Raw genomic sequence first — 25,884 nt, 5'->3', positions numbered from 1 at the left:
CCCGGCCTGCCTGTACCAAGGTTCCCAAAACGGGAGGGTTCGCGCATTGCGGCGTGGGCCCGGTGTAAAGAGGGAATCCCCGGCCTGCCTGTACCAAGGTTCCCAAAACGGGAGGGCTCGCGCATTGCGGCGTGAGCCCGGTGTAAAGAGGGAATCCCCGGCCTGCCTGTACCAAGGACCCCAAAACGGGATGGGCTCGTCGCAATTGCGGTATGAGCCCGGTGTAAAGAGGGGAATCCCCGGCCTGCCTGTACCAAGGTCCCCGAAACTGGGTAGTGAATCGAATCACTGAATGGACTATTGCAGGGGGCGTGCCAGTTTTTAACAAGTTGCAACAGAAAGCCGCCCAGCAGCGCTGAAAGCCCCGTAATTCGGGGCTTTTGTATTTCTGCGATATGGTTTTTCTTGCAGATGGAGGCGGGGTTTTGGATCGGTTGTCGTGCTCGATTGCGGTTCATGGTGCATTCAGTCGGTGCACTATGGCTCCAAAAGCATCGCGAGCAGGCTCGCTCCCACAGGGTTCAATGGTGTTCACAGAATAGTGAACACACTGAAAACCCACTGTGAGGATCGTTCCCACGCTCTGCGTGGGAATGCCTCAATGGACGCTCTGCGTCCGCTTCGGCAGGGACGCAGAGCGTCCCGGGCTGCATTCCCACGCAGAGCGTGGGAACGATCAAGGCTGCTTAACCCTCATCCCCTTCATCATCATCCCCACCATCAACCTTCATCCCCAATTCCTTGATCTTGCGCGTCAGGGTATTGCGGCCCCAACCCAGCAACACGGCGGCATCGCGGCGGCGGCCGGCGGTGTGTTTGAGGGCTGTTTCGATCATGATCCGCTCGAAGGCTGGCACGGCACTGTCCAGAAGACTCGACTGACCGCGAGCCAACGCCTGATCAGCCCATTGACGCAGTGCTTGCTCCCAATTGGTCACCGGTGCCGAATCCTGCGGCAGGCTCAGCAGCTCTGGCGGCAGATCGCTGATGTGCACTTCGCGACCCGAAGCCATCACCGTGATCCAGCGGCAGGTGTTCTCCAGCTGACGCACGTTGCCTGGCCACGGCAGGTTCTTCAGGTATTCCTCGGTTTCGCTTTTCAGCAACTTCGGTTCCACCGCCAGTTCTTGCGCGGCGCGGCTGAGGAAGTGCTTGGCCAGGGTCGGGATGTCTTCGCGACGGTCCGACAGCCGTGGAATGTGGATGCGGATCACGTTGAGGCGGTGGAACAAGTCCTCACGGAATTTACCGGCGTGCACCAGGGTTTCCAGATTCTGGTGAGTCGCGGCGATGATGCGCACATCGACCTTCACCGGCACATGACCGCCGACACGGTAGAACTCGCCGTCCGCCAATACCCGCAGCAAGCGCGTCTGAGTGTCCGCCGGCATGTCGCCGATTTCATCGAGGAACAGTGTGCCGCCGTCAGCCTGTTCAAAACGCCCGCGACGCAAGTTGGCCGCGCCGGTAAAGGCGCCTTTTTCATGGCCGAACAGCTCGGACTCCATCAGATCCTTGGGGATCGCCGCCATGTTCAGCGCAATGAACGGCGAGGCCGCCCGTGGGCTGTGACGGTGCAGGGCGTGGGCCACCAGTTCTTTACCGGTACCGGATTCGCCATTGATCAGCACGGTGATGTTGGAGTGACTCAAGCGCCCGATGGCGCGAAACACTTCCTGCATCGCCGGCGCTTCGCCGATGATTTCTGGCGTACGGGTCAGGGCGACCGGGACTTCCAGGCCTTGCTGTTCCTGAGCGTGCTGGTTGGCGCGCTTGACCAGTGACACCGCTTCGTCGACATCGAATGGCTTGGGCAGATACTCGAAAGCGCCACCCTGATAGGACGCGACAGCGCTGTCCAGGTCGGAGTGCGCGGTCATGATGATGACCGGCAGTCGTGGGTGCTGTTCGCGAATCCGTGCCAGAAGGTCCAGGCCGCTGGCACCCGGCATGCGGATGTCGGAGATGATCACGTCCGGCTGCTGGCGCGCCAGGCGGCTCATCACGCCGTCGGCGCTGTCGAAGCTTTGCGTGGTCATGCCTTCCTGCTGCAAGGCTTTTTCCAGGACCCAACGGATAGAACGGTCGTCATCGACGATCCACACGGTTTCACTACGGCTCATGTCGATGTGGCTCCTTGTTCCAGTGGCAGAAAGATCGAGAACGTGGTGTGGCCTGGATGGCTTTCACATTCGATCAGGCCCTGGTGCTGGCTGATGATGTTCTGGGTAATGGCCAGGCCCAGCCCGGTACCGTCCGGGCGGCCGCTGACCATGGGAAAGAAGATGGTTTCCTGCAGCTCGGCGGGGATCCCCGGGCCGTTGTCGATGATTTCGATCTTGGTCACCAGGCGGTGGCGCACGTGGCCGATGGTGAACTGGCGCATGGCGCGGGTACGCAAGCTGATGCGGCCGAGGCGCAGCTCGTTCTGGCTGCTGATGGCCTGCATCGCGTTGCGCACAATGTTCAGGACGGCCTGAATCATCTGTTCGCGATCAATCAACACATCCGGAATGCTTGGGTCGTAGTCGCGCACCAAAGTGATGCAGCCCTGACTCTCTGCCTCCACCAACTGACCTACGCGCTCCAGCACTTCGTGAACGTTGCACATGGCCAGTGACGGCAATTTGTTGGAGCCGAGCATGCGATCCACCAGATTGCGCAGGCGATCGGCTTCTTCAATGATGACGTTGGTGTAGTCGCGCAGGCTTTCTTCCGGCAATTCACGGGCGAGCAACTGAGCCGCGCCACGAATCCCGCCGAGCGGATTTTTGATTTCATGGGCGAGGCCGCGTACCAGCATCTTGCTGGTCTCCTGCTTCGACAGCTGCGCCTCTTCCTTGGTGATCCGCAACAAGCGGTCACGCGGGTGAACCTCAAGCAACAGCAGCGTATTGCCATTGCTCAGGATCGGTGTCACGGCGTAGTCGACGGTCAGGGTCTGGCCGGTGAGGGCGGTGAGCATCGCTTCGCGCTTGGTGAACGGGTGCGCCTGCTCGACTGCCTGGCGCAGGGAGTTCAGCGCTTCGGTGGATTCGGTGAACAACTCACTGATGAACTGCCCATGGCTACGCTGGCCGCTGATGGCCAGCAGCATCTCCGCCGCCGGGTTCATGTACTCAAGGCGCAGTTCGGCGTCGAGCAGAATGGTTGCGGTGGTCAGGTTGTCGAGTAGCAAGCGGTGTAGTGCGTCGCTAATGGTCATCAGGACCTCTTTTGGAGCAGGGCATGCGCATGAATAACGCGCCGATACGAGGAAAATGCAAAAACCAAACCAAGGCTCCGAAAAGAAGCGTTTAGAGCCTGAAACAGGCGTTTGACACTCATTTGCGTGGCGTTCTGCCAGCTTTTGCGAGTACTTTCGAACCAAAATGGGTTGGGGTGTGAGTACTGTGCACTCTATTGCACCAATATAGTGCGCAAACCTGAACGAAGTAAAAGAAGCAGAAGAGCCCGGGCCAAGCTGCAGAACTGTGGCGAAGAAATTTGAGCGACGAGAATTCTGTGGGGGAGAGGCTTGCCCGCGAAGAATGCACCGCGGTTTTTCAGGTATTACGCGTCATCGTTCTTCGCGGGCAAGCCACGCTCCCACAGGTTCTATGTCTTAACTGGCCGGCGTTAGCGCTAAAAGAAGCTCTTTTCTTCTTCGGGTTTGTCTTTGAGGGGGCATTCCGGCCGTTGGCCGTAGTCGGTAAGGACGCAGGGTTTGACCTGACGTTTCTGCGCGAGGGAAATGCGCTGCATGTGGAAGGGTTGATTGGCCGTGCGTTCGACGGTGCGGCCCTGTTCGTCGAGGATTTCCACCGACAGGTTGTGGCTGCCGCGATCGATGTTGCTCAGGGCGAACACCGGGCTCGGGCCGGGCTCGGCGGTGGGTTGGCCATCCAGCAGCAGACGATAGCGATGGCCCTGTTGCAGGCCGGGTTCGCTGGTAACGCTGACGATTAATTCACCGGCAGTGCTACGGATCGTGGCATCCGGGTCCGGCACCAGCACACGAAGCATGTCGTAATGAAACAGTGGTTTGGCTTTCGTGGCCGTCATTGGCGCGGTGCTGCTCGGGTTGGCCGACATCCGATTGCTGGTCGCCAGTGGTACACGCTTGGCATTACGGGTGCCTGGCTGATCGGTGAAGACCCGATTGCCCTGGGCGTCGATGTAGGTGAAAACCTCGGCCATTGCTGGCAGGCTGATCAGGCATGCGACCAACAGCCAGCACCTCAAGGCTTATGCACCCGTTGTACGGTGAAGGTCACGGTGGGGCTCTGCTGCACCACGTTTTGCCCATCGATCACCTGAACCGCGAGGCGGTGTTCGCCACGGTCGATGTTCACCAGTTGCAGGATCGGGACGTTGCTCGGTTGGCCGTAGGGTTGATCGTCCAGTAACAGCCGCAACCGATGAGAGCCTTGCAGGCGCGGCTGGATCAATACGCTGACCGTGAACGTGCCGTTATTGGCGCGCAAGGCTTCTTCGGTGGGCAAGCCGGTCAGCTCCAGCACCTGATAGGCGCTGTTGGGCTGTTCGCGGCTACTGGCTTGCGCAGGCGCTACAGGCTCGCTCGGAGGTTGACGCTCGACGCTGTTGAGCGGTGGCAGCTCCACGGGGTGAGCCTTTACGCCATCGGGCGGTTGATTGCTGTACGCAGTGTTGCCGTTGGCGTCGGTGTACTTGTAGATCTGCGCGGCGGCGGGCAGGGCGATCAGCACAAGCAGGCATAACAACAATGAGCGCATTGCAGGCTTCCATTGGCCGTTGGGCAAGTGTCCGGCCCTGTTCCGTTCATGGCGACTAAGCGCTGAGCATAGAGCACTTCAGCGCACATCGGCAGGTCGGCTCAGCGGTTGGCGCTGCACAACTCGGCGGTGGCGCGTACCTGGGCAAGCTCGCGCAATGGCGCGTGGGCGCCGGTTTTATTGGCCTTGGCCAGCCAGGACGGGCACTGCGGGTCGTTGCGATAAGGGCTGAAATCGGCCAGTTGTTGCAGCAGGCGTTTTTGTAACCGGTCAAGTTGTGGGCGGATCTGCCCGATGAGATCGGGGCGAGGATCATTGGGCGCCTTGCCTTGGGCATGCCAGTCAGACAGGTGCGCGTATTGCACCAGTTTGTTGGCCTCGATCTGTGCCGAGAAGAACTGTTCGACGGCTTCGTTGCTCAGTTTATAGGCTGGTGCCAGGGCGACGGCGCTGGCAATCACCTCGCGCTCGCGCTGCCGGTCTTCGACAGGTTTGCCGCTGTCCCATTTGCTCAGCGCGACCTGATCGGCAATCGCCAGGCGTTCTTCGATGGTGCCAAGCAACGGGGCGAGGGCTGCAGGTGCCGGGCTGGCAAAAGCGCTGTTGGCCAGCAGGGCGGTGAGCAGGGCAAGGCATGGACGTAGGCGCATGGGGCATCTCGGCTTTATCGGATGAAAGTCATGATGCACGCAACCGGGTATCCGATGACAGACGTTCGCCCACAAAAAAAGGCCTCCCGAAGGAGGCCTCTCTTTTGTCACGCCGCGTAGCGCGGCGCTACCGGATCAGCAGCTGTAGTACAGCTCATATTCCAGTGGGTGTACGAAGGTACGAACCTTGATTTCTTCTTCGCTTTTCAGGGCGATGTAAGCGTCGATGAAATCGTCGCTGAAAACGCCGCCTTTGGTCAGGAACGCACGACCTTTGTCCAGCTCTTCCAGGGCTTCTTTCAGGCTGCCGCAAACTTGTGGGATCTCTTTCGCCTCTTCAGGCGGCAGGTCGTACAGGTTTTTGTCAGCTGCGTCGCCAGGGTGGATCTTGTTCTGGATGCCGTCCAGGCCAGCCATCAACAGTGCAGCGAAGCCCAGGTACGGGTTAGCTGCCGGATCCGGGAAGCGAGCTTCGATACGGCGAGCGCGAGGGCTGGACACGTAAGGAATACGGATCGAAGCCGAACGGTTGCGAGCCGAGTAAGCCAGCATCACTGGCGCTTCGAAACCTGGGACCAGACGCTTGTAGGAGTTGGTCGACGGGTTGGTGAAGCCGTTCAGAGCCTTACCGTGCTTGATGATGCCGCCGATGAAGTACAGAGCGGTATCGGACAGGCCGGCATAGCCTTCGCCAGCGAAGGTGTTCTTGCCATCTTTGGCGATGGACAGGTGAACGTGCATACCCGAACCGTTGTCGCCGTACAGAGGCTTAGGCATGAAGGTCGCGGTGCGGCCGTATGCGTCAGCAACGTTGTGTACGCAGTACTTCAGGGTCTGAACTTCGTCAGCCTTGGCAACCAGGGTGTTGAACTTCACGCCGATTTCGTTCTGACCGGCAGTCGCCACTTCGTGGTGGTGAACTTCGATGACCAGGCCCATTTCTTCCATGGCGTTGCACATGGAGGTACGGATTTCGTGGTCGTGGTCGAACGGCGGAACAGGGAAGTAGCCGCCTTTGACGCCTGGACGGTGGCCTTTGTTGCCGCCTTCCACGTCCTGGTCGGACATCCACGAACCTTGTTCGGAGAAGATTTTGAACATCGAACCGGAGATGTCGGACTTGAACTTCACTTCGTCGAAGATGAAGAATTCAGGCTCTGGACCCACGAATACGGTGTCACCGATACCGGTCGACTTCAGGTATTCCTCGGCACGCTTGGCGATCGCACGTGGGTCACGGTCGTAGCCTTGCATGGTCGAAGGCTCGATCACGTCGCAAACCAGGATCAGGGTTGGCTCTTCGGTGAACGGGTCGAGAACGGCAGTGCTGTCGTCCGGCATCAGAATCATGTCGGAGGCTTCGATGCCTTTCCAGCCAGCGATGGAGGAACCGTCGAACATTTTGCCTTCTTCGAAGAAAGCTTCATCCAGCCCATCGCGAGCCGGCATGGTCACGTGGTGCTGAGTGCCTTTGGTGTCCGTGAAGCGCAGATCAATCCACTTGACGTCATGATCTTTGATGAGTTGAACCGACTTCGACATAGTGTCCTCCGGGTGGCTTCGGGCTTAGTAGTGGATGCCCTTAGAATGTGGGTGATGCCGGCGCGAATACTCTGCCAAGGCAACCTGCCTCACAAGGGAGCAAATTGCATGCCAGTGCCCCACCATGGGTTTTTTGCCCCAATATCACGCTTATAAAGGTGCAAAGCCTCGAAAAGCGCCAAACCTCGCCCTGTAATGTAGCGTCGAATTCCATAAATGACCTGTTTTGGTGCGCGCAAAACCTTCTGCACATTAACTGGTTAAACCTTGAGCAATTTCCGCTATAATCCGCGCCCCCCTTTTTCGGCTGGCCCAGCGCGCGCTGTTTTCATGAAACTAATCGTAAAAGTCTTCCCCGAGATCACCATCAAGAGCCGCCCGGTACGGATGCGTTTCATCCGCCAGTTGGCTAAAAACATCCGTACCGTGCTCCGCGACCTGGACCCGGCTGTGGTGGTGAACGGTGTGTGGGACAATCTCGAGCTGGAAACCCGCGTCAGCGAGCCGAAAGCCCTGAAGGAGATGACCGAGCGCCTGAGCTGCATGCCGGGCATCGCGCATTTCCTGCAGGTCGATGAATACCCGTTGGGCGACTTCGACGACATCGTCGCCAAGTGCAAGCAGCATTTTGGTGACGCCCTGGCCGGGAAGATCTTTTCGGTGCGCTGCAAGCGTGCCGGCAAGCACGAATTCAGCTCCATGGACGTCGAGAAATACGTCGGCAGCCAACTGCGTCGTCAGTGCGGCGCCGCCGGAATCTCGCTCAAAGAGCCTGAAATCGAAGTTCGTATCGAAATTCGCGACAAACGGTTGTTCGTGATCCACAGCCAGCACAACAGCATCGGCGGTTATCCGCTGGGTGCCCTGGAACAGACGCTTGTACTGATGTCCGGTGGCTTCGATTCCACCGTCGCCGCCTACCAGATCATGCGCCGCGGGCTGATGAGCCATTTCTGCTTCTTCAATCTGGGCGGGCGAGCCCACGAACTGGGCGTCATGGAAGTCGCGCACTTCATCTGGAAGAAGTACGGCAGCTCCCAACGCGTGTTATTTGTCAGTGTGCCGTTCGAGGAAGTACTGGGAGAAATTCTCGGGAAAGTCGATAACAGTCATATGGGTGTAGTTTTGAAGCGTATGATGTTGCGCGCTGCTTCCCGTATTGCCGATCGGCTGGAGATCGAAGCGTTGGTCACCGGCGAAGCGATTTCCCAGGTATCGAGCCAGACGTTGCCGAACCTGTCCGTGATCGACTGCGTGACCGACAAGCTGGTCTTGCGCCCGCTGATCGCCAGTCACAAGCAGGACATCATCGACCTGGCCAACGAAATCGGTACTGCCGATTTCGCCAAGCACATGCCGGAATACTGCGGGGTCATCTCGGTGAACCCAAAGACCCACGCCAAGCGTCCGCGCGTGGAGCATGAAGAGAAAGAATTCGACATGGCGGTACTTGAGCGTGCGCTCGAGAACGCCAAACTGGTGCCGATCGATCGCGTAATCGACGAATTGGGCCAGGATTTGCAGATCGAAGAAGTCAGCGAAGCTCTGGCGGGCCAGATCATCATCGACATCCGTCACCCGGATGCCGCTGAAGACGAGCCGCTGGAACTCGCTGGCATTGAGGTGCAGACGATGCCGTTTTATGCATTGAATGCTCGTTTCAAGGAACTGGACCCTACTCGCCAGTACCTGCTGTATTGCGACAAAGGCGTGATGAGTCGCCTGCATGCCCACCATTTGCTCAGTGAGGGGCATGCCAATGTGCGCGTTTATCGACCGAGCTAAGTGCCCGGGGCTGTTTGCCTGTGGCCTGCGTCACCGGCCCCCCGACGCCGCCGTCAAGCTGTAACGGCTTTGCCGGACTCTACTGTAAATCGCTGCCAAGACTTGTCAGCACACCGAATCCTCTGATCGAGATACACAAGTGATCGAAAATCTACGCAACATCGCCATCATTGCTCACGTTGACCATGGTAAAACCACCCTGGTAGACAAACTCTTGCGTCAATCCGGCACCCTGGAGCGCAACGAGCTCAACGACGAGCGCGTGATGGACTCCAACGACCAGGAGAAAGAGCGCGGTATTACCATTCTGGCGAAAAACACCGCCATCAACTGGAACGGCTACCACATCAACATCGTGGACACCCCGGGCCACGCCGACTTCGGCGGCGAAGTTGAACGCGTAATGTCGATGGTTGACTCCGTTCTGCTGCTGGTTGACGCTCAAGACGGCCCTATGCCGCAAACCCGTTTCGTGACCAAGAAGGCTTTCGAAGCCGGCCTGCGTCCAATCGTGGTCATCAACAAGGTTGACCGTCCAGGCGCGCGTCCGGACTGGGTTCTGGATCAGATCTTCGACCTGTTCGACAACCTCGGTGCTACCGAAGAACAGCTGGACTTCAAAGTCGTCTACGCCTCGGCCCTGAACGGCATTGCCGGTCTGGAACACACCGACATGGCTGAAGACATGACTCCGCTGTACCAGTCGATCGTCGACAACGTACCTGCGCCGAAAGTCGACCGTGACGGTCCGTTCCAGATGCAAATCTCCGCTCTGGACTACAACAGCTTCCTGGGTGTTATCGGCGTTGGCCGTATCGCTCGTGGTCGCATCAAGCCGAACACTCCGGTTGTGGCTATCGACGCCGACGGCAAGAAGCGTAACGGTCGTATCCTGAAGCTGATGGGTCACCACGGCCTGCACCGCATCGACGTTGAAGAAGCAGCTGCCGGCGACATCGTCTGCATCAGCGGCTTCGACCAGCTGTTCATCTCCGACACTCTGTGCGACCCACTGAACGTCGAAGCGATGAAGCCGCTGACCGTTGACGAGCCAACCGTTTCCATGACCTTCCAGGTAAACGACTCGCCTTTCTGCGGTAAAGAAGGCAAGTTCGTCACCAGCCGTAACATCAAGGAACGTCTGGACAAGGAACTGCTCTACAACGTTGCTCTGCGCGTTGAAGAAGGCGACACCGCCGACAAGTTCAAAGTCTCCGGCCGTGGTGAGCTGCACCTCTCGGTACTGATCGAAACCATGCGTCGCGAAGGCTTCGAAATGGGTGTTGGTCGTCCGGAAGTGATCATCCGCATGGTTGATGGCGTCAAGCACGAACCGTACGAAAACGTGACCATCGACCTGCCGGAAGAATCGCAAGGTTCGATCATGGAACAGATCGGTATCCGTAAAGGCGACCTGACCAACATGGTTCCGGATGGCAAGGGCCGTGTGCGCCTTGAGTACAACATCCCGGCTCGTGGCTTGATCGGTTTCCGTAACGAGTTCCTGACCCTGACCTCCGGTGCAGGCATCCTGACCTCGATCTTCGACCGTTACGACGTGATGAAGTCCGGCGACATGTCCGGCCGTCAGAACGGCGTGCTGGTTTCGGTTGCTACCGGTAAGGCGCTGACTTACTCGCTGGAAACCCTGCAAGCTCGCGGCAAACTGTTCCTGGGTCACGGTGAAGACGTGTACGAAGGTCAAATCGTCGGCATCAACAGCCGCGACAACGACCTGGGCGTCAACCCAACCAAAGGCAAGAAGCTCGACAACATGCGTGCTTCGGGTAAAGACGAAACCATCGCTCTGGTTCCGCCTATCCGTTTCACCCTGGAACAAGCTCTTGAGTTCGTGCAAGAAGACGAACTGTGCGAAGTCACTCCTAAGTCCATCCGTCTTCGTAAGAAGATCCTGGGCGAAAGCGAGCGTACCCGCGCTGCCAAGAAAGCTGGTAACTGAGTTTCGACTTAGTTAACGCTTAAAAAAACGCCCCCGACCGCAAGGTCGGGGGCGTTTTTGTTTGTCTGGGGTTTGATGATCGTTCCCACGCTCTGCGTGGGAATGCCTCAATGGACGCTCTGCGTCCGCTTTGGGACGCGGAGCGTCCCGGGCTGCATTCCCACGCGGAGCGTGGGAACGATCATGGTAAGAACTCAACGATTGTTTAAAACTTGTCCAGCGTCCGCGGATTGTTCTCGCGCACCACTTCTTTTGGTTTGTACGCGCAATACCCCGGCCGCGGTCCGATCTTCGGGTGATTGCGGCAGGTATCCGGGCGTTTATCATAAATAGTGCACAGACGGCTCTTGCGATCCAGGTACAGGCAATCGTTGTTGCTCATGCGCTGAAGGGTGAAGATCTCGGACTTCTGGTTATAGCGCTCGACGATACCTTCCTTCTGCAAACGCTTGGCGATGTTCTTCGGCGGATCGCCACGCTCGAATTCGTCGACGATGCCGATACGGATCAGATCCTTGATCTTGACCTCGACCGGCAAGGTGCAGCAGCTGGACACGCAGGAACCGCACATTGGGGCAGAGTATTTTGCCCAGGTATCGAGGCGATCGATCTCCGCGGCGGCGATCAGGTTGGGCTTCATCATCGGTTGTTACCAGCGTGTGCATCAGGGCGCGCGATCATACCGGGACTGGTGGATTTTTGAACAACCTTTCGCCAGATTTTTTCGCTTGGCGCAAAATAATCCCTGTGTCCGGCACGGCCCCTGCATTGTTTCGGGGCGCGATAACCTAATGCCGATCTCTCTCACACGAATAGCTCGCACAAACAGGAAAAACTGCCGAACCAGAGTCTCAATGGTCTGTCAGACCGACTAGGCTCAGACAACTTCACGCTCGCTCGAGGTCTTATCGATGACTCAAGAACCACTTGTTCGCGAAGCAGAGGTGGCCGCATTCCGCGACGCCGTCTTGACCAAGCTTACCTACGCGGTGGGCAAAGACCCTGATCACGCCTTCGACCACGACTGGTTCGAAGCCATCGCCCTGGCGGCGCGCGATCACATGGTCGAGCACTGGATGGACCACACCCGGCAGATCTACCGCAAAGGCCAGAAACGGGTCTATTACCTCTCCCTTGAATTCCTGATCGGCCGCTTGCTCTATGACAGCCTGAGCAATCTCGGCCTGCTTGATGTAGCTCGCGAGGCCATGACCGAACTTGGCGTCGACATCGAACGCATCCGTCTGCTGGAGCCCGATGCGGCGCTGGGCAACGGAGGCCTCGGGCGTCTGGCGGCGTGCTTCATGGAAAGCATGTCGACCCTCGGCATCGCCGGCCATGGTTATGGCATTCGTTACGAACACGGTTTGTTCCGTCAGGCCATCGTCGACGGCTGGCAGCAGGAGCAGACCGAACACTGGCTGGATTTCGGCAACCCGTGGGAGTTCGAACGGCCGGAAGTCGCCTACCCGATCGGCTTCGGCGGCAGTGTCGAAACCGTGACCGATGAAAACGGCAAATCCAGGCAAGTCTGGTCCCCGGCGGAAACCGTGCGGGCCATTGCCTATGACACCCCGGTGGTCGGTTGGCGCGGCGCAAGTGTCAACACGCTGCGACTGTGGCGTGCCCGGGCCATGGAAGAGTTGCACCTGGAGCGCTTCAACGCTGGCGACCACCTGGGCGCGGTAGCAGAAGTGGCCCGGGCCGAAAGTATCTCCCGCGTGCTCTACCCGGCGGACAGCACCGAGGCCGGCCAGGAACTGCGTCTGCGTCAGGAATACTTCTTCGTCGCTGCATCCCTGCAGGATTTGTTGCGCCGCCATCGCAACATGCACACCTCGGTGCTGACCCTGGGCGATCACGCGGCCATTCAACTCAACGACACTCACCCCTCGATTGCCGTGGCCGAGTTGATGCGTCAGTTGGTCGACGTTTATGACGTGGCGTGGGATGCGGCTTGGCAAGTTACGGTCGACACGCTGTCGTACACCAACCACACGCTGTTGCCGGAGGCGCTGGAAACCTGGCCGGTCGGTTTGATGGAGCGGATGCTGCCACGGCACATGCAGATCATTTACTTGATCAACGCCCAGCACATCGACTCATTGCGGGCCAAGGGCGTTCACGATTTCGACGTGTTGCGTGCGGTCTCGTTGATCGAGGAGGACAACGGTCGTCGCGTGCGCATGGGTAACCTGGCATTCCTTGGTTCTCACAGTGTCAACGGCGTGTCCGGCCTGCACACGCAGCTGATGCGCAGCACAGTGTTTTCCGAGTTGCATAAACTCTATCCGGAGCGGATCAACAACAAGACCAACGGCATTACCTTCCGCCGCTGGCTCTACCAGGCCAACCCCGAGCTGACTTCGATGATGGTCGACGCCCTCGGTCCGGATCTGCTGGATCACCCCGAAGAAAGCCTGATAGGGCTGGAACCGTTTGCCGAGAAGACTGCATTTCGCAAACAGTTCGCCGAACAGCGGTTGCACAGTAAGAAAGCCCTGGCGTACCTGATTCATGAACGGCTGGGGGTGGCGATCAACCCGGCGGCGATGTTCGACGTGCAGGTCAAGCGGATCCACGAATACAAACGTCAGTTGCTCAACCTGCTGCACACCGTTGCGCTGTATCAGGCGATTCGTGCCGAACCGGAAATTGACTGGGTGCCGCGGGTGAAAATCTTCGCCGGCAAGGCTGCGGCCAGTTATCACCAAGCCAAATTGATCATCAAACTGACCAACGACATCGCCCGGGTGGTCAACAACGACCCGACCGTGCGTGGTTTGCTCAAAGTGGTGTTCTTGCCCAACTACAACGTCAGCCTGGCCGAAAGCATCATTCCAGCGGCGGATTTGTCGGAACAGATTTCCACCGCAGGCTTCGAAGCCTCGGGCACCAGCAACATGAAGTTCGGCCTCAACGGCGCGCTGACCATTGGCACCCTGGACGGGGCCAACGTGGAGATGAGCGAGCGCATTGGTGTCGAACACATGTTCATCTTCGGCCTCAGCGCCGAGCAAGTGGAAGCGCGCAAGCTCAACCATGAGTTCAGCGCGGCACCGGACATTGCCGCCTCCCATCGACTCAACGATGTGTTGCAAGCGATTCGCGGAGGGGTGTTCTCACCAGACGATCCGTCCCGCTACACCACACTGATTGATTCGCTGGTGGACTATGACCGCTTCCTGGTCTGCGCCGATTTCGATTCTTACTGGAACGCTCAGATGCGGGTCGAGGCTCATTGGCACGACTCCAAAGAATGGTGGCGCTCGGCGGTATTGAGCAGCGCGCGGATGGGCTGGTTCTCGTCCGACCGGACCATTCGCGAGTACGCCACGGATATCTGGAAGGCTTTGGAGTAACTTTCTGCAACAAATGTGCGCAAGGCCCAACGTCCGTTGGGCCTGATCGATATACTAAGCACCAACTTGACCCTTGTGGGAGCGGGCTTGCTCGCGAAAGCGGACCGACATTCAACATCATTGTCGAATGTCAGGCCCTCTTCGCGAGCAAGCCCGCTCCCACATTGGATTTGTGGTGCAGATGCAATCTGCTCTCACACTGGACTCCGGGTGTCTGCTCACTAGACTGAGCGTTGACGCTGTATCGCCCGGATTTGCCCCACCGCGGGGCTGCTTAGGGATATCGACCATGCAATGGATGTTCATGCTGATTGGGCTGCTGCTGGGCTGGCTACTCGACGAGTCGTTCAGCGATGCGCTGTTGGGCGCTTTGCTCGGGCTGGGTATTGGCCAGGCCATCCGCATCGGCCGCTTGAGTACTCAAAGCGCCGAGCAGCGACGCTTGCTCGATCAGGCGCAGGTTGCGCTGCATGCGGTCGAGCAGCGACTGGCATTGCTGGAAGTGTCGGGCGTCAAAAGACCTGAAGCCAGTGAACCTGCGGCTAGCGAGCCGGTTCCATCCCCTGAAATCATTCTCGAGCAAGCCCCTGTCGCATCCCCGGAGCTGATCTGGGAGCTGCCGCCTGAACTCGAACCCATCACAGCGGCCGCGGCCGAAGCCAGTCGTCCGCAGACAGATGCCTGGAAACCCGAACCGGTTGCCCGCGAACCACAACAACCGGCGGCGCCTCGCGGCCCGAACTTCATCGAGCGCGCCATCAGCGGCGCGCGCAACTGGTTGTTCGGCGGTAATACCGTGTTGCGAGTTGGCGTGGTGCTGTTGTTCCTCGGCCTGGCCTTCCTGTTGCGCTATGCCACCGAAGGCATGGTGGTGCCGGTCGAGTTGCGTTACGCCGGTGTCGCGGCGGCGGCCTTGGGCTTGCTCGCGCTGGGCTGGTTGCTGCGTCTGCGCAACAGCAATTACGCGTTGATGCTGCAAGGTACCGGGATCGCGGTGTTGTACCTGACCGTATTTGCCGCGATGCGTTTGCATCCGTTGCTCGACCCCACGGCTGCACTGGGGCTGTTGGTGGTGGTGACGGTGTTCTCGGCAATTCTCGCCATTACCCAAAACGCCTTGGGCTTGGCCGCCGCAGCTGCCCTGGGTGGTTTCGCCGCGCCGATCCTGACCTCCACCGGCGCCGGCAACCATGTCGCGCTGTTCAGCTACTTCGCCTTGCTCAATGCCGGCATCCTCGCCATCGCGTGGTTCAAGGCCTGGCGGCTGCTTAACCTGATCGGTTTTGTCGGCACCTTCGGCATCGGGTTGGCCTGGGGTCTGCGTTCCTATACACCGGAATTGCTGTGGAGTACCGAGCCGTTCCTGATTCTGTTTTTCCTGATGTACCTGGCCATCGGCTTGTTGTTCGCCCGGCGCAAACTGCTGGAAATGAGCGATGCGCCCGAGGACGACAGCCGCGAGGCGCTGCTGCACTGGTCGGCGCGCAAGGGCGATTACGTCGACGGCACGATGCTGTTCGCCCCTCCGCTGGTGGGTTTCGGTTTGCAGTTCGCGCTGGTGGAGCATCTGGAATTTGCCGCCGCCTTCAGCGCCTTGGCACTGGGCATGATTTACATGGGGCTGGCCCGATTGCTGATGGGCGGTCGAGCATTGTTGTTGGCGGAAACCTGTCTGGCGTTGGGGGTGATTTTCGCCAGCCTGGCGATTCCCTTGGGGCTCGACGCGCGTTGGACCGCAGCTGCCTGGGCGGTGGAAGGCGCGGGGATTTTCTGGCTCGGTCTGCGTCAACAACGACCGCTGGCGCGAGCCTTTGCCTTGCTGCTGCAGCTGGGCTCGGCACTGGCCTTTCTCAGTGAGCTGCGGACTGGTGAGAGCAGCCTGCTCGATGGCGCACCGCTGGGAGCGTTGATGCTCGGCGTGGCGCTGCTGTTCAGCTTCTACCAGTTGCGCAAAGCGTTGCCCGAACAGGCCTCGCAGTGGGAGCACCAAGCACTGCCGGTACTGGCCTGTCTGGGGCTGACGTTCCTCTATCTGCTGGCGCCGCTGTTTTTCTTCACCCACGGCACGGCGATCAGTTGGGCGCTGGCCGGGTTGGCGACGCTGTTCGTCGGCCTGCGCCTGCAATCGAGAACCTTCCTGTTCACCGCGTTCGCCGTGCAACTGCTTGGCGGTGCGTTGTTCCTGTTGCGGCTGCAAGGGGCGGGCGGCGAGTCTGCCGCGGTGTTCAACGCCGGTTGGAGCGGTTTGCTCAGCGCGTCCCTGATCGGGTTGGCGTTGATCGCCGGGATGTTGCTGGCGGCCCGCGACGAAATGGTGCGCAGCGACGTGCGTTTGCTGCGCGGTTTGTCAGTGGTGTTGCTGGCCGGCCTGGTGCTGATCAACCTTGCCGTGTTGTTTGTGTTGCCATGGCAAACCGCGAGCGCGGTGTGGGCCGCCAGTGGTTTGTTCATCATCTGGCTGAGCCTGTACCTGAAGCAGCGCGTGAGTTTTGTCTTTGGTCTGCTGTTGCAGGTGATCGGTGGCGCGGCGTTCCTTTTCGCCGGGCCAGACCTGCTCGGGCCGCTGCTCAGCGAAGGGTTGCGACCGTTGGCGCATAGCGGTTTCTGGACGCCGCTGGTGCTGGGGCTGGCCGCCTTCGTCGGGGCCTGGCGTTTGCAGCTCGGCAACCATGCCTCGGCCTTCGATGGGTTGAGCCTGCAGCGCTTGTCCGAAGTATTGCTGGTGTGGGGCGCGGGTTGGTGGGCGCTGGCGTGGGTCAGTGAAGTGCTGCGCTTTGCGCCGTTGAATCTGCAAGCCACCTTGTTGCTGGCCGTCGCCGCCGTGAGTGTCGCACTGTGGACGGTATTGGCGCTGCGCCTGAAGTGGTCGTCGCTGGGCTTGCTCTGCACGTTGCTGATTCCCGCTGCCGGTATGGTGCTGCTCGCGGCCTGGCATTCGCGTTATCACCCGGCCGCCAACTTCGGCTGGCTGGTTTGGATCGCGGTGTTTGTCGTGCATTTCATCTCGCTGCGGCGTCTGGCGCCGACGCTGCCCGCAACAGCCCTGAGCACCGCCCATGTGCTCGGCTGCTGGCTGTTGATCGGCGTGTTGGCCCTGGAGCTGCGTTACGGTCTGCTGCTGTTGTCGGAACAGTACAACGCCTGGCGCTGGTTGGGCTGGGCGATTCTGCCGAGCCTGTATCTGGTGCTGATGGCTGCACCGCGTGCATGGCCATGGCCGGTGTCGGCTTATCCCCGCGAGTACCGGGTCTATGCCGCTGCGCCGTTGGCACTGTTGATGCTCGGCTGGTTTTGGTTGGCGAACATCGCCAGTGACGGCACCGCCGAGCCGTTGCCATATGTGCCACTGATCAACCCGCTGGAGCTGGGCCTGCTGTTTGCCCTGTTCGGCGTTTACATCTGGTCTCGCAGCGCCGTGGCGCAACTGGCAATTCGCAAGGAGTACGCCGATAACGCCACGCAAGTGATCGCCGGGGTTTCTCTGTTCGTCTTCTTCACCGCGCTGGTGATGCGCGCGGCTCACCATTGGGGGGGCGTGCCGTACGCGCTGGATCTGCTGCTTGGGTCGATGTTGGTGCAGGCCGGCCTGTCCATCGTCTGGACCCTGATGGCCCTGAGTCTGATGATCGGTGGGCATCTGCGTCATCGCCGCGAAGTCTGGCTGATCGGCGCGGCGCTGATCGCGTTGGTGGTCGCCAAGCTGTTCTTCGTTGAATTGAGTAACCGCGGCGGGCTCGCGCGGATCGTGTCGTTTATCGGCGTTGGCGTGTTGCTGTTGGTGGTGGGCTATTTCGCTCCATTGCCACCCAAGCGTGCCGAAGCTGTGCCGGATGTTGAAAAACCGGCCCCTGAAACCGAAGGAGTGTCGTCTTGAGTCAGAAACTGAACCTGGGCTGGTGGGGGGCTGTGGTGTTGGGTGTGACGCTGTCGGCCGGCGCGCAGGAAAAACCGGCGGACTTTGCCGCGCAGGTGCCGTTGTCGGTGAGTGGCGAAGGCCCGTGGTATCGCCTGGAATTGCCCTTGGGCGTGCAACTGAAAGCGCGGCAAACCGATCTCAGCGATCTACGCGTGTTCAACGCCGCCGGTGAGCCTCAGGCTTATGCGCTGGCCCGAGAACCCGCGCAGACCCGCGAAAACCGCACACTTCACGACGTGAAGTGGTTCCCGTTGTACAACTCGGCGGAAGCCACCGAACGCGCGCCGAGTGTGCGCGTGCAATCGAACACCAACGGCACGTTGATCGAGGTGCAGCCGTCCAGCCAGTTGGAGGCGGGCGAAGAAGAGCTGCGCGGCTGGTTACTCGATGCCAGTCGAATCAAGGCGCCGTTACAGCAATTGATCCTCGATTGGACCAGCGATCGCGACGGCTTCCAGCGTTTCAGCATCGAAGCCAGCGACGATTTGCAGCATTGGCAGTCGTGGGGCGAAGGGCAAGTGGCGCGTCTGACGTTTGCCGACGAACGGGTCGAGCAGCATGAAGTCGGCCTGCCGGGGCAATCGGCGCGCTATCTGCGTTTGCTGTGGAGCTCACCGCAATCGGCGCCAGCGCTGACTTCGGCGCAACTGGAAAGCACCAACCCTCGCACCTTGCCGCTGCCGTTGGTCTGGTCACAACCGTTGGCTGGCACCAGCGTGAAGGCCGGTGAGTACATCTGGCAATTGCCGATGGGGTTGAATGTCCAGCGCTTGCAGATCGAGCTGAATCAGCCCAACAGCCTGGCACCGGTGACGTTGTCGGGTCGCCGGGAAACCAGCCTGCCGTGGCAAACGCTGACCAGCGGTTTGCTCTACCGCTTGACCCAGAATGGCCAGGACGTGGTGCAGAACGAATTGCAGCTGCCGGGCCAGACCGTGCAGCAATTGAAGCTGACGGTGGATGAGCGCGGCGGTGGCCTGGGCGCCGAAGCGCCGACCGTGCGGTTTGCCGTGCGCTCCACGCAACTGGTGTTCCTGGCGCGCGGCGCCGGGCCTTATACGCTGGCGCTGGGGAGTGCGACGGTGAAGGCGGCGAGCTTGCCGTTGTCGACGCTTATTCCGGATTACAGCGCTGCGAAGCTGGCGGCGTTGGGCAAGGCGACCGTGGAGGGTGGGGTCGTGGTGACTCCGGCGGCGACCGTGCCTGCGGTGGCGGACACGAACTGGAAGAAATTCGGGCTGTGGGCGGTGCTGTTGCTCAGTGTGCTGTTTTTGGGGGCCATGGCGTTCAGCTTGCTGCGCAAGCCGCCCGTCAAATCCTGAAGGTGGTGCTTTGCACCCCAATCGCGAGCAGGCTCGCTCCCACAGGGGATTGCGATCAGTGTGGGAGCGAGCCTGCTCGCGATAGCGGTTTATCGGTCGGTAAACATGCCCATTTCGAACTACGCTCAACCCCGCACATGAACTCTATTGGGTGTATCACGTCTGATAGGAGGAAATGCGCCCCGACTCGCGTTAAACTGCGCGGGTTTTTAGCCCCCCCCATTCCACCGGAGCCGTCCATGTCCCGCGTTACCTTGAGTCGCTATTTGATTGAGCAGACCCGTAGCAACAACACTCCTGCCGATCTGCGCTTCCTGATCGAAGTGGTGGCGCGTGCCTGCAAGGAAATCAACCACGCCGTCTCCAAAGGCGCCCTGGGTGGTGTTCTGGGCAGCATGGGCACTGAAAACGTCCAGGGCGAAGTGCAGAAGAAACTCGACGTGATCTCCAACGAAATCCTGCTCGAAGCCAACGAGTGGGGCGGTCACCTGGCCGGCATGGCGTCCGAAGAAATGGACAACGCCTACCAGATCCCGGGCAAATACCCGAAAGGCGCGTACCTGCTGGTATTTGACCCACTGGACGGTTCGTCGAACATCGACATCAACGCGCCGGTCGGCACCATCTTCTCGGTACTGCGTTGCCCGAACGAATACCTGAGCCAGAACGAGCCCTTGAATGAAAAGGCTTTCCTGCAGCCAGGTACCCAGCAAGTGGCCGCCGGTTATGCCATCTATGGTCCACAGACCATGTTGATCCTGACCCTGGGCGACGGTGTGAAAGGCTTCACCCTGGACCGCGAAATGGGCAGCTTCGTGCTGACCCATGAAGACATCAAGATCCCGGAGTCCACTCAGGAGTTCGCGATCAACGCGTCCAACCAGCGGCACTGGGAAGCTCCGGTACAACGCTACGTCAGCGAATTGCTGGCTGGCGAAGAAGGCCCGTTGAAAAAGAACTACAACATGCGCTGGGTCGCGGCGATGGTCGCAGACGTGCACCGCATCCTGACCCGCGGCGGTCTGTTCATGTACCCACGCGACAGCCGCGAGCCGTCGAAGCCGGGCAAACTGCGCCTGATGTACGAAGCCAACCCAATGTCGTTCCTGGTGGAACAAGCGGGTGGCGCATCCACTGACGGCCACCAGCGCATCCTCGACATCCAGCCGGAAGGCCTGCACCAGCGTGTTGCGGTGTTCCTCGGTTCGAAAGAAGAAGTTGCCCGCGTCACGGCTTACCACAAGGAATAAACCATGACCGCGCCCTGGCAGCCGTTACTCGAATGGTGGTTTGGATCTTTCGAATCACCCAACGAAATAGCGGCTGACAAGGGCAAGTTATGGTTCGGCAAGCGCGACAGCCAGGACCTCGAAGCGCGGACGCGTTTCGGGGACCTGGTCGAGCAGGCACTGGCCGGCGGTTTGACCGAATGGGTGCAACACCCTGAAGGTTGGCTGGCCTTGGTGCTGCTACTCGATCAACTTCCGCGAATGATCTTTCGCGATACCCCCAAATCCTTTTCAGGCGATCTCAGGGCTCAGGCACTGGTAGCGCAAGGCATTGCTGCGGATTTCGATCGGCAACTGCGGCCGATCCAGCGGGTGTTTATCTATCTGGTGTTTGAGCACTGCGAAAATCTGGCGGTGCAGAACGAAGCGGTTTCGCGGTTTCTTGATCTGGTTGAACAGCAACCGGAGGCGGATCGGGCGGTGTTTGCCGACAACCTGGATTATGCCGAGCGGCATCAGAAGATCATTGCGCGATTTGGACGGTTTCCCCATCGCAATGCGGTGCTGGGGCGTGAGTCTACGGCGGAGGAAGTTGAGTTTCTTTCAGGGCCTGGATCCCGCTTCTAGCTTTGATCGTTCCCACGCTCCGCGTGGGAATGCAGCCCGGGACGCTCCGCGTCCCTTCCAGAGCCGAACGCGGAGCGTCCGTTGAGGCATTCCCAAGCAGAGCGTGGGAACGATCAGTGACTGGCAGTTAAATCCTGAAACTACCCACCAACTGCTTCAACCGCGCCGCCTGCTGCTCAAGGTCAGCGCACGCACGCAAAGTCGACTGCAAGTTCTCTACACCTTCCTGGTTCAACGTGTTGATCTCGGTGATGTCGACGTTGATCGACTCCACCACAGCGGTTTGCTCCTCAGTCGCGGTGGCCACGGACTGGTTCATCCCGTCGATCTCACCGATGCGCTGCGTCACGCTGCCCAGGCGCTCACCGGCCTGGTTGGCGATGCCGACGCTGCTTTCGCTCTGGCGCTGGCTGTCGGTCATGGTGCTGACCGCTTCCCGGGCGCCGACTTGCAGTTCTTCGATCATCTTCTGCACTTGCTGCGCCGAATCCTGAGTGCGGTGGGCGAGGTTGCGCACCTCATCGGCAACCACGGCAAAACCACGGCCGGCTTCACCGGCACGGGCCGCTTCGATGGCCGCGTTGAGCGCTAGCAGGTTGGTTTGCTGCGAGATGCTGGTGATTACTTCCAGAATCTGGCCGATGTTCACTGTGTTGCTGTTCAGGGTTTCGATGTTGCCGCAGGAATCGCTGATTTTTGCCGATAGCTGCTGCATGGCGGCGATGGTTTTATCCACCACTTGCTGACCGTCTTCGGCCAAGGCGCGGGCGTCGCTCGAATGTTGCGAGGCGAGGGCGGCGTTCTGGGCGATTTCCTGGGCGGCGGCGCCCAATTCGTTGATTGCTGCCGCCACGCTGCTGGTGCGTGAGGCCTGCTGATCGGAGTTGAACATTGACGAGTTGGATGCCGCGACGACCCGCAAGGCGACTTCGTTGACCTGGCCGGTGGCCGAGGACACTTCGCGGATCGAGGTATGAATGCGTTCCACAAAACGGTTGAACGAAGTGCCCAGCGCACCGAATTCATCCTGGCCGTGAATGGTCAGGCGTTTGGTCAGGTCGCCTTCGCCCTCGGCGATGTCATGCATGGCGCGGCCCATGGTCAGCAGCGGTTGCATCAGCACGCGGATCAACATGCTCAGCAGCGCGATGATGATCACCACGGCAATGATCATGGCGATGATCGCCGAGGTACGGAATTCGCTGAGCATCGAGAACGCGGTGTCTTTATCCAGCACCAGCGCCACGTACCAGTCTGCAGACGGCACGCCGTTGACGTGAGTGAAGGAGATGAACCGGGTTTTTCCGTCCAGTTCGACTTCCTTCAGGCCCGGGCTGATTTTCGGCGCCTCGTTGGGGTACGCGTCAGCCAGGTTCTTGAGCACCAGTTTGCTGTCCGGGTGGATCAGGATCTTGCCGTCGGCGCTGACGATAAACGCATGGCCATGACCGCCGAAGTTCAGCGAGTTGATGATCGCGCTGACGCTGGACAGATCAATGTCTGCACCGGCGACGCCAATCATTTGATTCTGGTGCTTCACCGGCGTGGCAACGGTAATCACCAGTTTGCCCGACGATGCCGCAATGTAGGGTTCGGTGACGATGGTCTGTTGCGCGTTGTTGGCCGCCTTGTACCAGCCACGAGCGCGCGGGTCATAGTCCGCGGCGCGATTGCCGGCCGGGACTGAGAACATCACGCCATCGGTGCCGCCGAAGTAGCTCAGCTGGAAGTTGCCGGTGTAGGCCGGCAGGTCGATGGCGCGCTTGAGATTGGCCTGGGCGCTGCCGTCCACAGCGATTTGCTGGGACAGCGATTGCAGCAATTGAATGCGGCTTTCCAGCCAGGTCTGAATGTTGCTGGTGGTCAGGCTGCCGAGTTCCTGCATCGAGGACTCGGTACTGCTGCGCAGAGTCTGCCGCTGGCGGTAATCGTTGAACAGGATGAAACAGACGAATGCAACGGCCACCACAAGGGCGGCGGCCAACAGGATTTTGTGGCTGAATTTCATGTTTCTGGTCATTAAATGAGCTACCGCGAAGGGCTGGTCAACAGGGGTGTCAATTTGCCACAGTGGAAGGCTTTACACTGCTTCTATGTCGACTGGCCGGCGCCAAAGATTAGGCGGCCTGCGGGAAAACCGACGAAATACTCAACGGCGCGAAAAAGTGGCTGATTTATCGTAAAAGGCAGACGGATGGCCGAACAAATAGCCGCAGGGTCAGGGAACCAGACAAGGGTTTTCTCTTCTAAGCTTCAGCTTGGCAGCCATGCCATTCCCTACGCCCCAGGAGTTACACCATGTCGCTGCGATCTATCGCCTTGCTCTCGTTCTGCGTGTTGTTGGCAGCGTGCGGCAAGATCAATCAAGAAAATTATTCGAAGCTGTCGACCGGCATGCCCAAGGCCGAGGTTGAAACCTTGCTGGGCAAACCTGCCGATTGCTCCGGCGCACTCGGCATGTCCAGTTGCACCTGGGGTGACAAAAACAGCTTTATCAGCGTGCAGTATGCCGGTGACAAAGTGCTGATGTTTTCTGGCCAAGGCCTGAAGTAAACCGGGGCTATTCGCCCACGGGAGAAAAAAATAATGAAGCGGTTACTGATCGTACTTTTTGCCGGCCTGGTATTGGCCGGCTGCGCCACTTCTGGCGTAGATCCGTTGGCACCCAAGACCGTCAACACGGTCAACCTCAAGCGCTACCAGGGAACCTGGTACGAACTGGCGCGTCTGCCGGTGTATTTTCAGCGCAACTGCGCACAATCCGAAGCCCATTACAGTCTCAAGCCTGAAGGTGACATGGCGGTGCTGAACCGTTGCCTGACGTCGGACTGGCAATGGGAAGAGGCCAAAGGCACGGCTTATCCACAGGTGCCCGGCAAGGCCGACAAGCTGTGGGTCGAGTTCGATACCTGGTTCTCGCGACTGATCCCGGGTGTGGCGAAGGGAGAGTACTGGGTGTTGTACGTCAGCGATGATTACAAGACCGCGATTGTCGGCGACCCGAGCCGCCGTCACCTCTGGCTGCTGTCGCGCACCCCGACGGTCAATGGTGTCGTGCGCGAAGAACTGCTGAGCAAGGCGCGTCAGCAGGGTTATGACACGACGCGACTGATCTGGCGCGCGTCGGATTCCAAGATGGCCAAGACTTCCAACTGATTACGCATAACTCTGTGGGAGCGAGCCTGCTCGCGATAGCGGACCTTCAGTCAACTTCATTGTTGAATCTGATGGCCCCATCGCGAGCAGGCTCGCTCCCACATTGTTTTTGGTGTTAGCCCAGAAGTTCGCGCAGCACCTGGGTAAACGCCCGATTACTCTCTTCTTCCCCGGCATGCCGCCCATCACGCACAACCCACTGGCCGTTGACCAGCACATCCCGCACCTGACGGTCACCACCGGCAAACAGCCAACGATTGAGAATCCCGTCGCCACTGGCCGTTGCCAGATACGGATCGTTGCCATCGAGCACCAACCAATCCGCACGCTTGCCGACTTCCAGGGCGCCAATCGGTTGCCCCAGCGCCTGGGCACCGCCATCCAGCGCGGCGTCATACAGTGTGCGGCCGACCATCGGCTGATCCGCGCCATACAAACGATTCCGCCGCTGATCGCGCAGACGCTGGCCGTATTCCAGCCAGCGCAATTCTTCCACCACGCTTAACGACACATGGCTGTCGGAGCCGATGCCCATGCGCCCGCCCTGCGCCAGGAAGTCTACTGCCGGAAAAATCCCGTCGCCGAGGTTGGCTTCGGTGGTCAGGCATAGACCCGCGATGGCGCGGCTCTTGGCCATGAGCGTGACTTCTTCCGGGTTGGCGTGGGTCGCGTGGACCAGGCACCAGCGCTGATCGACGTCGGTGTTTTCGTACAGCCATTGCAACGGACGGCGACCGCTCCAGCTCAGGCAGTCATCGACTTCCTTCTGCTGTTCGGCAATGTGAATGTGCACCGGGCACTGCTTGTCGCTGGCCGCCAGCACTTCACTGATCTGCTGCGGGGTGACCGCGCGTAACGAGTGGAAACACAAACCCAATGCCTGCGCCGGCTGTTGCGCCAGGATCGGCTGCAAGCGCGACTGGAGTTTCAGGTAGTTTTCGGTGCTGTTGATAAAGCGGCGCTGACCTTCGTTCGGGGCCTGGCCACCAAAACCGGAGTGGCTGTAGAGCACTGGCAGCAGGGTCAAGCCGATACCGGCGGAGCTGGCGGCCTGGCTGATGCGCAACGCCAGTTCGGCCGGGTCTGCGTACGGTTGGCCGCTCGTATCGTGGTGTACATAATGAAATTCCGCGACCGAGGTGTAACCGGCCTTGAGCATTTCGATGTACAGCTGACGGGCGATGACGCCGAGTTGGTCCGGGCTGATTTTTCCGACGAGCCGGTACATCAAATCGCGCCAGGTCCAGAAACTGTCATTTGGATTGCCCGCCACTTCCGCCAGCCCGGCCATGGCGCGCTGGAAGGCGTGGGAGTGTAAATTCGGCATCCCCGGCAGTAGCGGACCGCTCAGCCGTTCGGCGTCATCTGCGTGAGAATCGGCCTGGATATGGGTCAGCACGCCATCGGCGCTGACCTCAAGACGTACATTGTTGGCCCATCCACTAGGCAGCAGCGCGCGTTCGGCAAAGAAGGCGGACATGGTTCAGCACCCCATCGTGTGTTATTTGTATATACATATACAGACGTTTGCCTGCTCGGTAAACTCCGGCAAGCTAGCAACTCTCATAGATGAACAAGGATTAACCGTGCCGACTCCCT

The 25,884-nt window shown here is 59.6% G+C and carries 18 protein-coding genes and 1 pseudogene; 9 read left to right on the top strand and 10 right to left on the bottom strand.

The window, feature by feature from the left end:
- Positions 1–686 precede the first annotated feature (686 nt).
- The 6 genes from ntrC to glnA all read right to left on the bottom strand — a co-directional run bounded on the left by ntrC (position 687) and on the right by glnA (position 6,928).
- Positions 687–2,123 (bottom strand): nitrogen regulation protein NR(I), encoded by a 1,437-nt coding sequence (gene ntrC, locus ACQKPC_RS15480; RefSeq protein WP_007897405.1) that lies wholly within the window; start codon positions 2,121–2,123, stop codon positions 687–689.
- A complete protein-coding gene (gene glnL / locus ACQKPC_RS15475) occupies positions 2,120–3,205 on the bottom strand; it encodes a nitrogen regulation protein NR(II) (RefSeq protein WP_427625404.1) in 1,086 nt (361 codons plus the stop codon). Before glnL ends, ntrC begins: the two co-directional genes overlap by 4 nt.
- A gap of 419 nt (positions 3,206–3,624) precedes the next feature.
- The gene (locus ACQKPC_RS15470) at positions 3,625–4,224 is read right to left on the bottom strand and encodes a DUF4124 domain-containing protein (protein WP_427625402.1); all 600 of its coding nucleotides are present in this window, start codon (positions 4,222–4,224) and stop codon (positions 3,625–3,627) included.
- The gene (locus ACQKPC_RS15465; RefSeq protein ID WP_427625401.1) at positions 4,221–4,736 is read right to left on the bottom strand and encodes a DUF4124 domain-containing protein; all 516 of its coding nucleotides are present in this window, start codon (positions 4,734–4,736) and stop codon (positions 4,221–4,223) included. Before ACQKPC_RS15465 ends, ACQKPC_RS15470 begins: the two co-directional genes overlap by 4 nt.
- 101 nt (positions 4,737–4,837) lie before the next feature.
- Positions 4,838–5,386, bottom strand: a complete 549-nt coding sequence (locus tag ACQKPC_RS15460) for a chorismate mutase (protein ID WP_427625400.1) — start codon at positions 5,384–5,386, stop codon at positions 4,838–4,840.
- 135 nt (positions 5,387–5,521) lie between these two features.
- Positions 5,522–6,928: a glutamate--ammonia ligase gene (glnA, locus tag ACQKPC_RS15455; RefSeq protein WP_007907861.1), complete on the bottom strand. Its 1,407-nt coding sequence runs from the start codon at positions 6,926–6,928 to the stop codon at positions 5,522–5,524.
- Positions 6,929–7,258: 330 nt separating this feature from the next.
- On the opposite strand from glnA, the gene thiI reads away from it, so the two are divergent.
- Positions 7,259–8,713 (top strand): tRNA uracil 4-sulfurtransferase ThiI, encoded by a 1,455-nt coding sequence (gene thiI / locus ACQKPC_RS15450; RefSeq protein ID WP_008005335.1) that lies wholly within the window; start codon positions 7,259–7,261, stop codon positions 8,711–8,713.
- A 139-nt stretch (positions 8,714–8,852) separates the two neighbouring features.
- Positions 8,853–10,673, top strand: coding sequence for a translational GTPase TypA (typA, locus tag ACQKPC_RS15445; RefSeq protein WP_007907857.1), 1,821 nt, complete (start codon positions 8,853–8,855; stop codon positions 10,671–10,673).
- Positions 10,674–10,878: 205 nt separating this feature from the next.
- Here the strand turns inward: typA and ACQKPC_RS15440 are convergent, their stop codons facing one another.
- Positions 10,879–11,316, bottom strand: coding sequence for a YkgJ family cysteine cluster protein (locus ACQKPC_RS15440; RefSeq protein WP_008005123.1), 438 nt, complete (start codon positions 11,314–11,316; stop codon positions 10,879–10,881).
- 268 nt (positions 11,317–11,584) lie between these two features.
- Between ACQKPC_RS15440 and ACQKPC_RS15435 the strand changes: the two genes are divergently transcribed.
- From ACQKPC_RS15435 to ACQKPC_RS15415, 5 genes are all read left to right on the top strand, one after another.
- A complete protein-coding gene (locus tag ACQKPC_RS15435) occupies positions 11,585–14,035 on the top strand; it encodes a glycogen/starch/alpha-glucan phosphorylase (RefSeq protein ID WP_427625398.1) in 2,451 nt (816 codons plus the stop codon).
- A gap of 289 nt (positions 14,036–14,324) precedes the next feature.
- Positions 14,325–17,909, top strand: coding sequence for a DUF2339 domain-containing protein (locus tag ACQKPC_RS15430; protein WP_427625396.1), 3,585 nt, complete (start codon positions 14,325–14,327; stop codon positions 17,907–17,909).
- On the top strand, positions 17,906–19,273 hold the full coding sequence (locus tag ACQKPC_RS15425) for a DUF3999 domain-containing protein (RefSeq protein ID WP_123500015.1): 1,368 nt from the start codon (positions 17,906–17,908) through the stop codon (positions 19,271–19,273). Before ACQKPC_RS15430 ends, ACQKPC_RS15425 begins: the two co-directional genes overlap by 4 nt.
- Before the next feature lie 239 nt (positions 19,274–19,512).
- Positions 19,513–20,523, top strand: a complete 1,011-nt coding sequence (locus tag ACQKPC_RS15420; protein WP_063341843.1) for a class 1 fructose-bisphosphatase — start codon at positions 19,513–19,515, stop codon at positions 20,521–20,523.
- Positions 20,524–20,526: 3 nt separating this feature from the next.
- Positions 20,527–21,129: a DUF924 family protein gene (locus tag ACQKPC_RS15415; protein WP_063341842.1), complete on the top strand. Its 603-nt coding sequence runs from the start codon at positions 20,527–20,529 to the stop codon at positions 21,127–21,129.
- A 127-nt stretch (positions 21,130–21,256) separates the two neighbouring features.
- Here the strand turns inward: ACQKPC_RS15415 and ACQKPC_RS15410 are convergent, their stop codons facing one another.
- Together ACQKPC_RS15410 and ACQKPC_RS15405 are read right to left on the bottom strand one after the other, a co-directional pair.
- On the bottom strand, positions 21,257–22,021 hold the full coding sequence (locus ACQKPC_RS15410) for a methyl-accepting chemotaxis protein (protein ID WP_370694726.1): 765 nt from the start codon (positions 22,019–22,021) through the stop codon (positions 21,257–21,259).
- A gap of 93 nt (positions 22,022–22,114) precedes the next feature.
- Positions 22,115–23,137: pseudogene (locus ACQKPC_RS15405) on the bottom strand (HAMP domain-containing protein); the annotation flags it as partial.
- A 290-nt stretch (positions 23,138–23,427) separates the two neighbouring features.
- Between ACQKPC_RS15405 and ACQKPC_RS15400 the strand changes: the two are divergent.
- Both ACQKPC_RS15400 and ACQKPC_RS15395 read left to right on the top strand, forming a co-directional pair.
- Entirely contained in the window at positions 23,428–23,682 is a 255-nt protein-coding gene (locus tag ACQKPC_RS15400; protein ID WP_008068804.1) for a hypothetical protein, read from the top strand.
- A gap of 33 nt (positions 23,683–23,715) precedes the next feature.
- On the top strand, positions 23,716–24,285 hold the full coding sequence (locus tag ACQKPC_RS15395) for a lipocalin family protein (RefSeq protein ID WP_008068806.1): 570 nt from the start codon (positions 23,716–23,718) through the stop codon (positions 24,283–24,285).
- Between the two features lie 115 nt (positions 24,286–24,400).
- Here ACQKPC_RS15395 and ACQKPC_RS15390 read toward each other — a convergent pair whose 3' ends face one another.
- A complete protein-coding gene (locus ACQKPC_RS15390; RefSeq protein WP_427625394.1) occupies positions 24,401–25,765 on the bottom strand; it encodes a formimidoylglutamate deiminase in 1,365 nt (454 codons plus the stop codon).
- Positions 25,766–25,884: the final 119 nt, after the last annotated feature.

The sequence above is a fragment of the Pseudomonas sp. NPDC089918 genome (genome assembly GCF_050280605.1).
Taxonomy (GTDB): Bacteria; Pseudomonadota; Gammaproteobacteria; order Pseudomonadales; family Pseudomonadaceae; genus Aquipseudomonas.
The sequence above is the reverse complement of the archived record's forward strand: the minus strand, read 5'-3'. Positions and strand labels throughout refer to the sequence as shown.